Below are 14,882 nucleotides of genomic sequence, written 5' to 3' on the forward strand. Positions count from 1 at the left end.
TATGCTTTTTGATAAATTTGGTCGCCAACATACCTATCTCCGCATATCACTTACGGACAATTGCAATTTGCGTTGTTTTTATTGTATGCCTGAGCAAGAGTATGCATTTGCACCGCCTTCAAAGCTGATGCAACCCCATGAGATCGTCGAAATTGCTCAAACATTTGTCGAACAGGGAGTCACAAAAATACGCCTTACCGGTGGAGAGCCTTTCGTGAGAAAAGATGCAGACATAATTTTGGCGGGTTTAGCTCAGTTGCCAGTTGAACTGACGTGTACAACGAACGGTGTGCGTGCGGATACTTTGCTACCCGTGATCAAAGCGGCAAATTTTAGTAGTATAAACATTAGCTTAGACACCCTTGATGCGCAGAAATTCCACAAAATAACGGGACGGGATCTCTTCAATCGAGTTCGTTCGAATATTGATCTTTTGTTGAAAGAAGGCATTCGCTGTAAACTGAATGTTGTCGTGATGAAAGGATTGAACGACGATGAAATTTTGGATTTCGTTGATCTTACTAAAGAAAGACCTTTAGAAGTCCGCTTTATTGAATTTATGCCTTTTAGCGGTAATAAATGGACGAGTAATCAGGTATTTACATTAAATGAAATAAAGGAAGTTATTAAACAGCGCTATGCTATTCATGCGCAAGCTGGCGACATACATGATACCGCCAAACGGTTCCAAATAACAGGTCACCAAGGATCCTTTGCTGTAATCAGCACCATGAGTGAACCATTTTGTGCAGGCTGTAATCGTATACGGTTGACTGCGGATGGAAAATTAAAAAACTGTTTGTTTTCTACCCAGGAGACCGATCTATTAAGCGCCTTTCGCAGAGGGGAACCGATTTTGCCACTTATTGAGGCTAATATAGCGTCAAAGGCGTATGCTTTGGGCGGGCAATTGGACAAAGATTATATGCAAATAGATGCCGATCAGCTCGAAAATAGAAGCATGATAACGATTGGAGGATGATGGACAATACGGGGATAATAATTTTAGCTGCAGGTAGTTCCTCACGCTTGGGGACCGCTAAACAACTTCTAGATTATCAAGGAAAAACATTATTAATGCATGTTGTAGAACAAGCTTTAGCAAGTCAACCCGCGCGTGTTGTCGTTGTTGTTGGAGCACATGCAGAAGAGATTACCGCAACACTTGCAGGCAAGGATGTAGTGGTCTGTTACAATGCAGATTGGTCCACAGGAATGGCATCTTCCATGAATAGAGGAATGACACAGCTATTGATTGAAAATCCCGCTATAACGAGCTGTATCTTCTCGGTGTGTGACCAACCGTATATATTGAAAGAAAACTTCACACAGCTATTTGTTCACCAATTGGAGACGGGTAAGGGAATTGTCGCTTCGACCTATGCGGATACGGTAGGCGTTCCCGTCCTTTTTAGCAAGGCATATTTTAAAATATTGATTGCACTGCATGGTGATCAGGGTGCTAAAAAAATAGTAGAACAGCATAAAGATGACTTGGCTACCATTCCGTTTGATAGCGGAGGTGTTGATATTGACAGACCGGAAGATTTGAAATATTTATGGAATCAAATGGTATCGGTGTCTGCAGCACAAGAGATTATTAAGAACAATTGTACATGGGAATACAAGAGAATTAGAAATATAGGGAATGTCTGTGGTTATATTGTGGCAGAACCCATTATATCGACCCTTGATATTCCTCATTTTAGACAGTCCTCCATGGACGGTTATGCCATCAAGTTCGAAGACAGGCTTAAAACCTTGAAAGTGGTAGGCGAGATGCGTGCTGGGCAACCTTCTGTTGTAAAATTAATGTCTGGACAAGCTATACGCGTTTTTACTGGAGCTCCATTACCGGAGGATGCAGATACGGTGGTCATGCAGGAGAGGGTAAAGCGCGATGGGGACTGGGTAATGGTCGAAGATGATCATCTTGCCATCGGTTTGAATGTACGGCAAAAAGGAAGTGAGGCTCAGAAAGGAACATTGGCCTTTGCAGCAGGCGCTTTATTGACCCCTGCCGCTATTGGATTTTTGGCCGGAATAGGGTGCCGGGAAGTCCTGATTTTTGAACCACCAAAAATTGCCGTCATCATTACTGGTGACGAATTGCAAGAGGTAGGCAAACCGCTTGCTTTTGGACAAGTTTATGAGTCTAATTCTTTGCAACTTCGTGCAGCTTTAAAGAAAGGTGGAGTGGCTGAAATTAGCTTATACCAGTCTGAAGATGATCCAAAGAAATTGGAAGCTGTATTGGCAGAGGCATTACGAGAGTCGGATATGGTCTTGTTGGTGGGTGGAGTGAGCGTCGGTGATTACGATTTTGTTGTTCAGACTGCTTTAAGAGAAGGAGTGCGGCCGCATTTTCATAAGGTGAAACAGAAGCCTGGTAAACCGTTGTTTTTTGGAACAAAGGAAGGGAAAATGGTGTTCGGCTTGCCAGGAAATCCTTCTTCCGCACTAACCTGTTTTTATTTGTACGTACTACCCGCCATCGATCAGATGATGCGAAGACCCCATTCGTTGATGATTATTTCGGCTCTTGTAGCAGCGGATTATAATAAAAGCACCGGTTTGACCCATTTTATTAAAGCACATTTTAAAGATGGTCGGGTGCTGCCGCTACACGCACAAGAATCCTATCGCTTACAATCCTATGCTCAAGCCAATTGTTTGCTTGTCTTGGAAGAGGCGTCAACTGGGGTTAAAGTGGGTGATGAAGTACAGGTAATCTTATTGCCCTAAAACTATGGAGACCGAATTATTTTACCCCATCTTATTTATCGTTGCTTTTTTGTACGCATCGGTCGGACATGGTGGGGCGAGTGGTTATCTGGCTTTGATGGCTTTATATGGTGTAGCCCCTCAAGAAATGAAACCTACGGCGCTCTTTTTGAATTTATTTGTGTCGCTCACCTCTTTTATTCAGTACTATCGTGGGCATCATTTTAAAAAGGATATTTTTATTCCCATAGCACTTGCTTCAGTACCTTTTGCATTTTTAGGTGGCATGTTGTCGATTGACGATCACATCTATAAAAAAATATTAGGTATTTTGTTATTGCTCCCCATTATCCGCTTTTTCTTTTTTAAGAATGTGCAGGATGATCGTCTGGTTTCACCTATAAAGTGGATATCCGTTCTTTTGGGAGCGACCATAGGCCTATTGTCCGGAATGATTGGAATTGGAGGAGGAATTATACTTTCGCCAATTTTGATTTTGTTGTTATGGACCAACCAGAAACAAACTGCGGCTATTAGTGCTGCCTTTATCTTTGTCAATTCGTTAGCGGGATTGGGAGGAATGCTAACGCAAGGAATTTCGTTGACTTCCAATATGATTTTATATATTGTGGTTGCGTTTACGGGAGGCTTCCTGGGAGCTTATTTAGGATCTAAAAAATTTAACCAGGAAGTATTGAAATACGTTTTGGCAACCGTATTGTTACTGGCAACATACAAACTACTCTTTACTTCAGCGTAAGGTGATAGTTTGGTGCCATTGAATAAAAACAACAGAATGCAGCCATCAAAGTTGTTCATGATTGCTACATCACCTTGAATAAATATATTCTGATGAAAATTAAAGTACGTGCATTTGGACCATTGTTAGACATTATGGAAAACGAATATTTTATAGAGGCTTCAGACACAAAAGCTCTTTTGGATGTTCTCCTTCAACAATTCCCGGGGCTAGCCGGTCGTAAAATCGCTATCGCTGTTAATGGAAAGATAACAAGCGATATGGTGAGTTTACAGGATCAAGATACTGTAGCACTTTTACCCCCTTATTCCGGAGGTTAATATGCAGTGGGATTCGCGTTACGAAAGACATTATACTTTGCCCGGTTTTGGCCCTGTGGCACAGGGAAAACTGGCCGCCTCTAGGGTGTTGGTTGTAGGAGCGGGTGGTCTGGGCTGCCCTGTACTGCAATATCTGACAGCATCGGGTGTAGGGCGTATTGGTGTACTGGATTTTGATACCATTCAATTGAGTAATCTCCAACGGCAAACAATTTATCCAACAGCTTCGGTGGGGCAATTGAAGACTAAAGTCGCAGCGGAACAGCTTCGATTAAATAATCCTTCTATTGAGATCATTGAGCATCCCGTCCGTCTCAGTAAAAGTAACGCAGTCGAAATTTTGCCACAGTATGATATCATTGTAGATTGTACTGATAATTTTGCCATTCGTTATGTGTTGAACGACTGCTGTGTCATACTGCAAAAGCCACTTATTTTTGCCGCTATATATCAATACGAAGGACAGGTGGCTATATTCAATGTGCCAGATGGTCAAGGTATCGCCTGCAATTACAGAGATTTATTTCCGGAAATTCCTGACGCAAATGAGGCTCCTAATTGTTCAGAAAATGGCGTGTTGGGTGTGTTGCCTGGTATAATTGGTCTGATACAGGCGACCGAAGTGATTAAGTTGATTACGGGGCTTGGTGATCCACTTGTGAATAAATTAATGATTTGGAATGTGCTGAATTACCAATCCATGATTTTGGAGATCACGCATCGCGCAGACTTTCATATACCGGATATCGAGTCTTTAGATATCAAACAAGACGTGAATGGAGATCAAGGCCATGGAGGTGATATCGATACAATACACCCAACAGAAATCGAAGTATACCTTCTGGATCCTAAAGTGTGCTTGCTTGACGTACGCGAGTCATATGAAGAACCGAAGTTCCCTCTAGCACATCGAGGGATACCATTATCCATTTTACCCAAACGGGTGGATGAATTAACAGCAATGCATATTATTGTAGTTTGCCAAAGAGGACAGCGCAGCGTACATGCTGCGCTGTATCTGAAAGAGTACTTTGGAAAAAAAAGAAGAATTAGTCACCTTGAAGGCGGAATTGTACATTATTTAAATTATAAGAAAGCAGAATAGTATGAAAAATATATTTGTACAAGGAGCAATATTGCCGGAACAAATTGCTGAAAGTATAGCAAAACATAGCCATAAAAAGAATATCGGAGCCCATGAAATATTTTTGGGCCAGATAAGAGCAGATGAAATAAATGACCGGAGGGTAGCCTCTATCGTTTACACAGCTTATGAAGATATGGCTTTAGTAAAGATGAATGTCATACGGGAGGCGCTCTTTGCTAAGTACGATTTAATCTGTATGCACGTATACCATAGCCTTGGTCAGATCTATGCAGGACAACTTTGTTTATTTGTATTCGTATCATCTAAACATCGTACGGAGGCACAAAATGCTTGTCAGGAACTCGTTGAGCAAATCAAGCGAGAGCTTCCTATTTGGGGAAAAGAAGTATTCGAAGACGATACATATCAGTGGAAACAAAATAATTAAGATGGTAGATATTACGCACAAGCAGAATACCTTGCGTAAAGGTGTTGCTACAGCATCAGTGGTCACATCCGATGAAATGACAATCGAAGCGATAAAAACTGGTCAAGTTCCTAAAGGAAATGTATACGAGTTTGCACGAGCTGCTACTTTACTTGCCATTAAAAAAACAAGCGACATAATTCCCGACTGTCATCCATTACCTATCGAATATGCGGCAGTGGATTTTCAAATCGAAGGTCTTTCGGTTGTGATTACAGTGACCGTTCATACCATTTATAAAACTGGTGTGGAAGTGGAGGCTATGCATGGCGCTTCTGTAGCGGCTTTGGTATTATACGATATGTTAAAACCCATCGACAAAAATATCGAAATTGGTTCCATCCGATTACTACATAAATCGGGAGGCAAAAGTGATCATGTGCAAGTCGCAAAGGAACGAGCTTTTCGCGCTGCAGTGATCGTTTGCAGCGATTCCGTTTTTGCAGGTGAAAAACACGATCGTTCCGGGTTACTTTTAAAAGAACTATTGGAAGAACAAGGTGTGGAAGTCGTCAAGTTTGAAGTCGTTCCAGATGATATAGCGGCCATTCAGAATCAATTAAGAGCTTCTAAGCAGGCTGGTATTGATATTCTTTTATATACTGGTGGGACTGGTGTTTCCGATAGGGATGTTACACCGGAGGCTGTTTTGCCCCTACTAACCAAACAACTACCGGGAGTGGTGGAAACAGCAAGACAGTATGGACAGCAATTTATTCAAACTGCTATGTTGTCTAGAGCTGTAGCAGGATTTTCGGACGGTATGTTGGTGCTGACATTTCCCGGATCTACAAATGCGGTCAAAGAAAATATGAAAGTGCTATTTCCAAAAATTCTTCATGTATTTCCTGTTAAAAGCAATCAAGGACATAACGAATAAGTTTGTTATTGTCTCAGCTTGTTGACGAGCTTTTTGACAGTTTCGGTAGTATAACTGATTTCTTCGGCTGTCGTAAACCTTCCTAAACTAAAACGGATGGAACTCAAACTATGGTGATCCTGTAGTCCCATAGCTTTTAATACATGGGAAGGTTTGTTGGTTATAGCGGAGCAAGCCGAACCACTAGAAACAGCAATATTACCAAGTGATAGAATAAGCTGCTGTGCATTTACTCCTGGAAAGCAGACATTGGATGTATTATGGATTCTTTTGGCCGAATAGCCGTTGACAAAAACATTCTCAATTTTCAGGAGTGCGCTTTCCAAATCATCCCGCAAGGTTCTAATTTGTTCGGTTTCGATAATCATTTCCTTTTGAGCTATGGTGGCAGCTTCTCCCAACGCAATAATTCCGGGAACGTTCAATGTGCCGCTCCTGATCCCACCTTGTTGTTGTCCGCCATGTAGAAGGGGTTTTAATCGTGCCACGGTAGTGTTGACATATAATGCTCCTATACCTTTCGGTCCATAAAATTTATGTGCAGAGAGCGGCATTAAATCAATACCCAATGTATTTATGTCTATGGGTATTTTTCCCAGAGCTTGGGTTGCGTCACATAATAGCAAGGCACTTGCCTGATGGACGATATTAGCAATGCTTTCAATATCCTGTATAACTCCGGTTTCGTTATTGACCAACATAATACAGACCAATACAGTGTCTACTCGAAGGCTGTCTTTGAGAAGATGTAAATCAATAATTCCATCCTTGGTCACCGGAAGATAAGTAACGGTATACCCATTTTTTTCCATAAAACCGCAACAGTCCAATACGGCCATATGTTCAGTGGATGCACATATAATATGTCTGCGATTTTCATTTTCTATTCCTTTTAACGCAAGATTAATAGCTTCCGTCGCACCAGAGGTGTAGATAAGTTCCGAGGGTTTGCATCCTATAAGATGCGCCAAATCTTGTTGGGCGTATTCTGTTTTTTCCAGTATCTCCATACCAAACAGATGCGGGCTGCTGGGATTGGCATATTGGGAGTTGAAGTAAGGTAACATTTTTTTTAGCACCCGGTCATCTACCGGTGTCGTCGCGTTGTAGTCAAGGTATACGATTGATGATTGCATAGAACTATAAATGTAATGAATTATATGGCCGTATCGATAAAAAATACGATTTCGATGATCAAATGGAGTTACCCAGCCCATACCTCTGGTTCGAATCCGCGCAAACGCAAAAAACCTTCATCTTTCGATGAAGGTTTTGCTGCGGAGAGCGAGGGATTCGAACCCCCGAACCTGTGACAGTTAACGGTTTTCAAGACCGCCGCATTCGACCACTCTGCCAGCTCTCCGCGACAAAAGTAGAAATTCTAAGTAGATGTACAAAACTTATTTTGTCCTTTACGTTTTACTCGTTGAAAATGAGCTTAATTAGTTTTTAGCAGTACATGTACCGTTGCATATTTCTGTTAAAACAGACCTTAATAGCTAAGGTAGCAATACTTCGTGTGTGTGCTTTTTGATATTAATGGTGATCTTGTCAATCGGTAAATCATCTGGATCGGTACCGAATGGTTCTTCGACAGATTCTCCTATCATTTCTAACGTCGCGAGTACATAGAAAATAAAGGGTACAGCAGCTATCACAAAATAACCAATTGAAAAAACATATCCAATCGGCAAGGTCGCTGTATATAAGATGATGAATGTTTTTATAAATGAACTATAAGACATTGGAATGGGTGTGTTTTTAATTCGTTCACATGCTCCACATATATTGGTTAGATTTGTCAGCTCTTGGTTTATGATAATAAATTGATCACCACTAATCTTATTTTCGGTGTATAGTACGTTGGTTTTTTTAAATATTAAAGATGCAACTTGGTTAGGTCCGTGTTTCTTATCATCTAGATTTTTGAGCTCCGGGTGATCTACTTCGTCTAACATAAACTTGGTGTAGTCCGAACGAAGAAAATTATAGAGTGTTTCTGCATAGAGGGGTATGGCTTTACGATAGAAACTTCGACTGATTCTATCATCCGTATCCAGGATAGCATTCATTTTGTAAGCTAGCGTACGGCTGGTATTGGTGAGTTGCCCCCATTGTTTGCGTGCCTCCCACCAGCGATCATAGGCGGTGTTGGTACGGAATACCAGTAAAAGGGACAGTACAAAACCTAATAAACTATGTACTATAGTGATGTTCTTAATCCAGCTTTTATCTGATAATTTGAGATATTCTAATTCCCAATAGGCAATGCACCACGAAAAAAGAGCACTAATAATAAGATAAGGAAGTAGCCTTCTGAATATAATGGAAGTATGTAAGTAAATTGTGGTATTTAGCCAGTCCTTAGGATTATAGATTCTCATTGTAAAATTTATAGTTGTCAATAAATCAGAAATACACTAATTTCACCGCAATATGACAAAAAGTAGGAGAACGGTCAAGAAAAAACAAAAATCTGATAAGGAGATACAACGGCTTTATCTATTCTGGAGTGTTGTAATTCCGGCTATTCTTATTTTTCTTTTCACAGCCTATTATTATCGGGGCGGCATCCGGTTCTTTATAAAGAATGTTTTTGAAAGTGGCTACACCAGTGATAGCAAAGAGATCGACAAACATCGTGAGCGGAATACCTATCTGATGTCTAAATTTGATGATCGGATATTTGGTATCGATATCAGCGAATACCAAGGTAATATTGATTGGATAAGCGTGAATACAATTAATGATCAATTTCCTATTGGTTTTATTTTCATCCGTGCTACAATGGGCGTCACAGCTGTAGATAAAAGATACAAGTCCAATTGGAAGAGTGCTGAAAGCCGTGCCAAACTTAGGGGAGCATATCATTATTTTCGTCCGAATGAAAATTCCGTAAAGCAGGCTAGAAATTTTATAAAAACTGTAAAGTTGAGCCCTGGGGATCTTCCTCCGGTTTTAGATATCGAGGAACGGCCTAAACGACAGTCTATGGATAGTCTAAAAGTAGGTCTGAAGAGATGGCTGGAAACTGTCGAATCGCATTACAAAGTTAGACCTATTATCTATTCGGGAGATAGTTACTATACCGATTTTTTAGAGCACGAGTTTGCTGATTATACCTTATGGATCGCCAATTATAATTTTTGGGTCGAGCGTCCGAAGAAACATTGGAATTTTTGGCAGTTTTCGGAGAAAGGAAGTGTTAGGGGAATAAGAGGGAACGTAGATTTAAATTTATTTGACGGCAATATTGAACAATTGGAACAGTTGTGTGTTCCTTTCGGTAATTGACATATACATAAAGTTTTATTAAAGAAATACATTGGAATGGCTAGTTTTAACGAAATAATTCACAAAAACACAATCGTATTAGTTGATTTTTCTGCAGAATGGTGCGGCCCTTGCCAGACATTGGCACCTATTCTTAAAGCCGTGAAGGTGCATTTTGGTGATAAACTATCGGTTATCAAAATAGATGTCGATAAAAATCATGTGTTGGCCGTAAATTTTAAGGTTCAAGGTGTTCCTACATTGATACTATTTAAAAATGGTAACCAAATATGGCGTCAGAGCGGATTATTGCTCCGGTCGGACCTTATCGCTATTATTGACAAACAAATGGATTAATCAATATTGAAAGATTCGGAACCGTTGTGATCTTTTATGATGGTAAAGGCGACTTTGTCAATGCGATTTCCATCCATATCGATTACTTCAAATTGATAGCCCTTGAACGTAATGATTTCACCTTCTATAGGTACGTGATCCAATAAAAGAAATACCAGCCCGCCCACGGTGGTAATATTGCCAATTTCTTCTTCATCATCTTCAGAAAGTCCAATTTCAAATTTTTCAAAGAAATCGTCCAATTGATAACGGCCATCTAAGATAAATGAACCATCTTCGCGTTGCCGGAATAGCTTATTTTTCGGTTCATTAATATTGTCGTAACTTCCTACTAGACCAGCTAATATATCCTTCATGGTAATAATACCTTGAGGACTGCCGTACTCATCAATCACGATTGCCTGTAATACGTGTGCATTTTTTAAGACTTCGAGTACGTTGTAGATGCTGCTGTTTTCATTGACGAAGGGGATAGGCTGAACTAATTTCTCCAACTCTATTTCTGTGCCTTTAATATAACTTTTCAAAAGTGTTTTGGTATGCACTATACCTTTAATATTATCGAAGTTTCCGTCACATACCGGGTACTCGGTATGTTCACTTTCCAAAATATTCTTTTTGTTTTCTTCAAAGGTGTTTTCTAAATCTAAATAAGTAATGTCACTTCGGTGTACCATCATATTGATAGCCCGTTTGTCGCCGATATTAAGTAGTCTATCCACTAAATCGTGCTCGAATCCTTCTATTACTCCGCTATCCACACCTTCGTCAACTAATGCTTTAATTTCTTCTTCTGTCACTGTGTTTTTAGAAACTTTTATATTCATTAATTTAACAAGAAAATCAGTTGATATACTTAATAGCCATACAAACGGTTTGACGACCTTACTCAACGCCGTCATCGGAATAGCGATAATGGCCGAGTATTTTTCGGGTATAGCCATACCAATACGTTTGGGAACCAATTCGCCGACAACCAAAGAAAGATAGGTGATGACCAACACCACCAATACGACCGATAATTGATCACTATAGGGAGCTAAATAGGTATTCTTACTAAATATCTCGGACAGATACGCCGAAATAGAACCTCCGGAAAAGAATCCCGTTAGAATCCCGATTAATGTGATTCCGATTTGTACTGTAGATAAAAATTGGTTGGGTCTTTCTTTGAGTTTGATCGCCGCCTTTGCTCCAGGATTTTTAGCACTTGCAGCTTGCAATCGAGCTTTTCTGCTCGAAACAATAGCTATTTCCGAAGCGGAAAGAACACCATTAAACAAAATTAAAGCAAGGATAATAACTATCTCAGTAATCATATGGTATGTTAAAGTTAATTCAACTGCTCTAATTTACTAAATCTATATTAGAGAACCTGATTTATTTACATTAACACAAAAAATGTGCAATCGTTTGATTGAATAAATCGTTTTTGATAATGCCCGTAATTCGTGATATTGCGTTGCAAAATGAAATTAAGAAATTTTAAACCGTAATAAATTCATGTCAATTTACGATTTTAATAAGATTATAGAAATAGCGAAGCAATTTGATCTAACTAGCATAATAACTGATGCTGAGAGATTTGGGTCTGGACATATAAATGATACCTTTAAATTGTCTACTGGAAATCCCGGGGATAGATCGTATTTGCTACAACGAGTAAATCATGATATTTTTAAGGATATTCCTAGTCTGATGAATAATATTTATTTGGTAACTAACCATTTAAAGAATCAGTTCAAAATCAAAGGCATTTCCGATGTCGATAAATATACACTGACGATCATACCGACCAAGGATAATAAACTTTACCATAGGGACGACGAAGGAAGCTGTTGGAGGTTATTCATTTTATTATCGGATACGAAGAGCTACGATATTGTAGAAACCACAAAACAGGCTTATTCTGGCGGACAGGCATTTGGTCAGTTCCAAAAGCAATTAGCGGATTTGGACGCAACTCAACTGGTAGAAATCTTGCCAAATTTTCACAACATCGATTTCCGGATTAAAAATCTTAAGGACGCTGTCTCTAGTAATAAAGCCGATCGTATAGGGGAAATTCCAGATTTGTTGGATTACGTATTTGAGCGTGAATTGAAGATGCGTCGTATATTGGATCTGGCCGCTACGGGGGATTTACCCTTGCGAATCACACATAATGACACGAAATTCAATAACGTTTTGTTGGATCAAAATGACAATGTACAATGTGTCATCGATTTGGATACAGTAATGCCGGGTTATATAGCGTATGATTTCGGAGATGCAATACGTACGATAATCAATTCTGCTGCTGAGGATGAAATTGATATCGACAAGATAGTATTAAATATTCCGTTGTTTAAAGCTTATTCAGAAGGTTATTTGAGTGAAGCCAAAGAATTTTTAACGGATAAAGAAATTGAATCCTTGATGTATGGCGTGTTACTTTTGCCGTATATGCAAGCTGTTCGCTTCTTGACCGATTATATCGATGGAGACGCCTACTATAAAGTACACTATCCAAACCATAACTTGGTACGTGCAAAAGCACAGTTTAAATTGGTGGATGAGTTGGAAAAACATGAGGAAGAATTGAGAAATATTTTAGAACTTAGCCTTGTCGCTCAGTAAAAATATGAATGCTCGATTATGTCTACACTTGTCGTAAAAAAAATAAACGAAATAAAAGGAACTGATTTTTTCGCGATCCGGGAGGAAATAAAAGATCTTTCCTGGAATTCAGTTGCTGAGTCTCCATGGAAGGCTGATTTTCCATACAGTCCGGTTGTCGGGTTTCAAATTGCGCATACCGATTCTTCTGTGATCTTACACTATGCGGTAAAAGAGGAATTTTTGAAAGCACAATATATTAGATCGAATGAAAACGTATGGGAAGACAGTTGCGTCGAATTTTTTATTTCCCTGGATAATAAGGAGTCTTATTATAATTTCGAATTTAATATTCTGGGTACAGGTCTTATCGGATATGGATCCGCTGTAAAAGCTGAACGAAAAAGATTAGCGGCAGGGATGATTGACGCCGTGAATACATACAGTGCTGTTTGTAAAGTTGACGGACAGAAGAAATGGAACCTGATTTTACAAATACCAAAAACTATTATCGGCACAACGGAATGGAGTGGTAGAAGGTTACATGCTAATTTTTATAAATGTGGAGACAAATTGCCTAATCCCCATTTTATTGTATGGAATAATATAGATCATCCAACACCTAATTTTCATCTTCCTGAATTTTTTGGTGATTTGATTATAGAATAATTAAGAGGCATCTAGAAGGTTTGTTTGTTAATGGTTAATGAAAATGAAGGATTTTCTTAATCATTTTTTTTGCCCTCATCGGCGGGCGGCTCTCCTTCTTTTGCTTGGCCAAAAGAAGCAAAACCCAAGACTTGGTCAATGTTGCGCTAAAAGCTTTTGGATTTACTAAACAGCTCCAAGCCGTTTTCACTTCGGGGATCTGTTCTTATCGCAAATCCAAAAGGCTTTCTTAACGCTACATCGACCTAGGTCGTCCTCCTAAATTCAGCTGAGGTAATAATTTAATAATATACGCACGATTCGTACATTTTCGACAAATATCGCCTCAGCCATTTGCCGACAGCAGGAGGAGGCACTAGCCAATGTGGCAAATGGGTACAGCGATGATTTTTTGATTCTTTTTATAAAAAAAGAATGAGCCTGTCCGGCGGTGAGGACAAAAAAGATTAAAAAACTAATCTATGTTGCGATTCAAGCGATAAAATAAATTAGCATAAAATAATCCTTCCTTTAACAGCGACAATTTTCTTAAAAAGTTTACTGAACCCTAATCTCTTTTTTCTTCGCTAAGCCTGATAGATAAAGATAGCCTAACAATCCGGATACGAGGGAACCTGTGAGCACAGCTAATTTGGCTTCTTCCACAAGTATCGGGTCGTTAAAAGACAGCATAGATATAAAAATGGACATGGTAAATCCAATACCGCCCAACAGCCCCACACCAAACAGGTGTTTCCAACCGGCACCCTCGGGTAATTTTGACAAACCCGATTTAACGCATATCCAACTTGTGCCTAATATACCTATCGATTTACCGACAATTAACCCGACAATGATACCGAGTCCCATGGTGGAAGTCAATCCCCCTATCATTTCACTATGAAGCGTGATGGCGGTATTGGCGAAAGCAAAAATCGGAATGATGATGAAGTTCACAGGTCTCGCTAAGAGATGCTCCAATTTCTCTAACGGAGATTCTTTGTCATCAACTGTAGTCGGTAAGGTCATCGCCACTAACACGCCGGCAATAGTGGCATGAATACCAGAATGATGAATAAAGTACCATATAAAAAGCCCTGGTATAATATAGGCAAGGAGGCTTTTTACACCTAATCTATTAAATAAAAGTAATAAAATAAAAATACCACCAGCGTATAACAGATAGGTAAAATGTAAATCGGATGAGTAAAATACGGCAATGACCAGGATCGCTAGCAAATCGTCGACAATAGCTAAAGCGGCTAGAAATATCTTTAGGCTGGCAGGGGTTTTCTTACCTAACATTGAAATGACCGCTAGTGCAAATGCGATGTCAGTTGCCATCGGTATTCCCCAACCATGTTGCGAAAATGGCTGATTAAAATTGAAGGCCGTATAAATTAAAGCGGGTAATATAGCGCCTCCGAGTGCTGCAAAAATAGGTAATGCTGCTTGCCGGGGAGAGGATAGCTCGCCTTCTACTAGTTCGCGTTTGATCTCTAGACCGACAAGAAGAAAGAAAATAGCCATCAAACCATCATCTATCCACTGCTTTATACTGTAACTTAATTGGACGCTTTCATTTTCGAATCCTACTACTGTTGAAAACAGGCTGTTTAATCCTTCGGACCATGGTGAGTTTGCCATAAACAGTGCTAAAATCACACATATAAACAAAATAATACCTCCGCCCGTGCTAGACGCTAAAAACTGTTTAAAGGATTGTAAATTTATTCGTTTATTCATTG

General features: G+C 39.6%; 15 protein-coding genes and 1 tRNA gene. 11 read left to right on the forward strand and 5 right to left on the reverse strand.

The window, feature by feature from the left end:
* Window position 1 precedes the first annotated feature (1 nt).
* The 7 genes from moaA (at window position 2) to moaCB (ending at window position 6,258) form a co-directional block, all read left to right on the forward strand.
* The gene (gene moaA, locus C4F40_RS04425; RefSeq protein ID WP_196938150.1) at window positions 2–982 is read left to right on the forward strand and encodes a GTP 3',8-cyclase MoaA; all 981 of its coding nucleotides are present in this window, start codon (window positions 2–4) and stop codon (window positions 980–982) included.
* On the forward strand, window positions 979–2,745 hold the full coding sequence (locus tag C4F40_RS04430; RefSeq protein WP_196938151.1) for an NTP transferase domain-containing protein: 1,767 nt from the start codon (window positions 979–981) through the stop codon (window positions 2,743–2,745). The genes moaA and C4F40_RS04430 overlap by 4 nt, the downstream gene beginning before the upstream one ends.
* A gap of 4 nt (window positions 2,746–2,749) precedes the next feature.
* Window positions 2,750–3,484: a sulfite exporter TauE/SafE family protein gene (locus C4F40_RS04435; RefSeq protein ID WP_196938152.1), complete on the forward strand. Its 735-nt coding sequence runs from the start codon at window positions 2,750–2,752 to the stop codon at window positions 3,482–3,484.
* Between the two features lie 92 nt (window positions 3,485–3,576).
* Window positions 3,577–3,804, forward strand: coding sequence for a MoaD/ThiS family protein (locus tag C4F40_RS04440; RefSeq protein WP_196938153.1), 228 nt, complete (start codon window positions 3,577–3,579; stop codon window positions 3,802–3,804).
* Window position 3,805: 1 nt separating this feature from the next.
* Complete coding sequence (locus tag C4F40_RS04445) at window positions 3,806–4,909, forward strand: ThiF family adenylyltransferase (RefSeq protein WP_196938154.1); 1,104 nt, start codon at window positions 3,806–3,808, stop codon at window positions 4,907–4,909.
* A gap of 1 nt (window position 4,910) precedes the next feature.
* Window positions 4,911–5,339, forward strand: a complete 429-nt coding sequence (locus C4F40_RS04450) for a molybdenum cofactor biosynthesis protein MoaE (protein ID WP_196938155.1) — start codon at window positions 4,911–4,913, stop codon at window positions 5,337–5,339.
* Between the two features lies 1 nt (window position 5,340).
* Window positions 5,341–6,258 (forward strand): bifunctional molybdenum cofactor biosynthesis protein MoaC/MoaB, encoded by a 918-nt coding sequence (moaCB, locus tag C4F40_RS04455; protein WP_231389914.1) that lies wholly within the window; start codon window positions 5,341–5,343, stop codon window positions 6,256–6,258.
* Window positions 6,259–6,263: 5 nt separating this feature from the next.
* Here the strand turns inward: moaCB and C4F40_RS04460 are convergent, their stop codons facing one another.
* The 3 genes from C4F40_RS04460 to C4F40_RS04470 all read right to left on the reverse strand — a co-directional run bounded on the left by C4F40_RS04460 (window position 6,264) and on the right by C4F40_RS04470 (window position 8,642).
* Window positions 6,264–7,394 carry a cysteine desulfurase family protein gene (locus C4F40_RS04460; protein ID WP_196938157.1) on the reverse strand — a complete coding sequence of 377 codons (1,131 nt, stop codon included), beginning with the start codon at window positions 7,392–7,394 and terminating at the stop codon, window positions 6,264–6,266.
* Window positions 7,395–7,536: 142 nt separating this feature from the next.
* Window positions 7,537–7,621 (reverse strand) — tRNA-Ser (locus tag C4F40_RS04465).
* Between the two features lie 136 nt (window positions 7,622–7,757).
* Window positions 7,758–8,642, reverse strand: a complete 885-nt coding sequence (locus C4F40_RS04470) for a bestrophin family protein (RefSeq protein ID WP_196938158.1) — start codon at window positions 8,640–8,642, stop codon at window positions 7,758–7,760.
* A 52-nt stretch (window positions 8,643–8,694) separates the two neighbouring features.
* Here C4F40_RS04470 and C4F40_RS04475 point away from each other — a divergent pair, with 52 nt between their 5' ends.
* Both C4F40_RS04475 and trxA read left to right on the forward strand, forming a co-directional pair.
* On the forward strand, window positions 8,695–9,552 hold the full coding sequence (locus tag C4F40_RS04475; protein ID WP_196938159.1) for a glycoside hydrolase family 25 protein: 858 nt from the start codon (window positions 8,695–8,697) through the stop codon (window positions 9,550–9,552).
* 36 nt (window positions 9,553–9,588) lie between these two features.
* Window positions 9,589–9,888, forward strand: coding sequence for a thioredoxin (gene trxA, locus C4F40_RS04480; protein WP_196938160.1), 300 nt, complete (start codon window positions 9,589–9,591; stop codon window positions 9,886–9,888).
* On the opposite strand, the gene C4F40_RS04485 is transcribed toward trxA, so the two are convergent.
* A complete protein-coding gene (locus C4F40_RS04485) occupies window positions 9,885–11,207 on the reverse strand; it encodes a hemolysin family protein (RefSeq protein WP_196938161.1) in 1,323 nt (440 codons plus the stop codon). The genes trxA and C4F40_RS04485 overlap by 4 nt on opposite strands.
* Before the next feature lie 184 nt (window positions 11,208–11,391).
* Between C4F40_RS04485 and C4F40_RS04490 the strand changes: the two genes are divergently transcribed.
* Together C4F40_RS04490 and C4F40_RS04495 are read left to right on the forward strand one after the other, a co-directional pair.
* Complete coding sequence (locus C4F40_RS04490) at window positions 11,392–12,507, forward strand: phosphotransferase enzyme family protein (RefSeq protein ID WP_196938162.1); 1,116 nt, start codon at window positions 11,392–11,394, stop codon at window positions 12,505–12,507.
* Window positions 12,508–12,525: 18 nt separating this feature from the next.
* Window positions 12,526–13,155: a carbohydrate-binding family 9-like protein gene (locus C4F40_RS04495; RefSeq protein ID WP_196938163.1), complete on the forward strand. Its 630-nt coding sequence runs from the start codon at window positions 12,526–12,528 to the stop codon at window positions 13,153–13,155.
* A gap of 537 nt (window positions 13,156–13,692) precedes the next feature.
* Here C4F40_RS04495 and nhaA read toward each other — a convergent pair.
* Window positions 13,693–14,880: a Na+/H+ antiporter NhaA gene (gene nhaA / locus C4F40_RS04500; RefSeq protein WP_196938164.1), complete on the reverse strand. Its 1,188-nt coding sequence runs from the start codon at window positions 14,878–14,880 to the stop codon at window positions 13,693–13,695.
* Window positions 14,881–14,882 lie beyond the last annotated feature (2 nt).

The sequence above is a fragment of the Sphingobacterium pedocola genome (assembly GCF_015209965.1).
Lineage (GTDB): Bacteria > Bacteroidota > Bacteroidia > Sphingobacteriales > Sphingobacteriaceae > Sphingobacterium > Sphingobacterium pedocola.

Bases quoted from the DNA above. Each gene is read 5' to 3' on its own strand.
- trxA (WP_196938160.1), top strand. From the start codon at position 9,589: ATGGCTAGTTTTAACGAAATAATTCACAAAAACACAATCGTATTAGTT.
- C4F40_RS04435 (WP_196938152.1), top strand. From the start codon at position 2,750: ATGGAGACCGAATTATTTTACCCCATCTTATTTATCGTTGCTTTTTTG.
- moaA (WP_196938150.1), top strand. From the start codon at position 2: ATGCTTTTTGATAAATTTGGTCGCCAACATACCTATCTCCGCATATCA.
- moaCB (WP_231389914.1), top strand. From the start codon at position 5,341: ATGGTAGATATTACGCACAAGCAGAATACCTTGCGTAAAGGTGTTGCT.
- C4F40_RS04430 (WP_196938151.1), top strand. From the start codon at position 979: ATGATGGACAATACGGGGATAATAATTTTAGCTGCAGGTAGTTCCTCA.
- C4F40_RS04460 (WP_196938157.1), bottom strand. From the start codon at position 7,394: ATGCAATCATCAATCGTATACCTTGACTACAACGCGACGACACCGGTA.
- C4F40_RS04450 (WP_196938155.1), top strand. From the start codon at position 4,911: ATGAAAAATATATTTGTACAAGGAGCAATATTGCCGGAACAAATTGCT.
- C4F40_RS04445 (WP_196938154.1), top strand. From the start codon at position 3,806: ATGCAGTGGGATTCGCGTTACGAAAGACATTATACTTTGCCCGGTTTT.
- C4F40_RS04475 (WP_196938159.1), top strand. From the start codon at position 8,695: ATGACAAAAAGTAGGAGAACGGTCAAGAAAAAACAAAAATCTGATAAG.
- C4F40_RS04495 (WP_196938163.1), top strand. From the start codon at position 12,526: ATGTCTACACTTGTCGTAAAAAAAATAAACGAAATAAAAGGAACTGAT.
- C4F40_RS04440 (WP_196938153.1), top strand. From the start codon at position 3,577: ATGAAAATTAAAGTACGTGCATTTGGACCATTGTTAGACATTATGGAA.
- nhaA (WP_196938164.1), bottom strand. From the start codon at position 14,880: ATGAATAAACGAATAAATTTACAATCCTTTAAACAGTTTTTAGCGTCT.
- C4F40_RS04490 (WP_196938162.1), top strand. From the start codon at position 11,392: ATGTCAATTTACGATTTTAATAAGATTATAGAAATAGCGAAGCAATTT.
- C4F40_RS04470 (WP_196938158.1), bottom strand. From the start codon at position 8,642: ATGAGAATCTATAATCCTAAGGACTGGCTAAATACCACAATTTACTTA.
- C4F40_RS04485 (WP_196938161.1), bottom strand. From the start codon at position 11,207: ATGATTACTGAGATAGTTATTATCCTTGCTTTAATTTTGTTTAATGGT.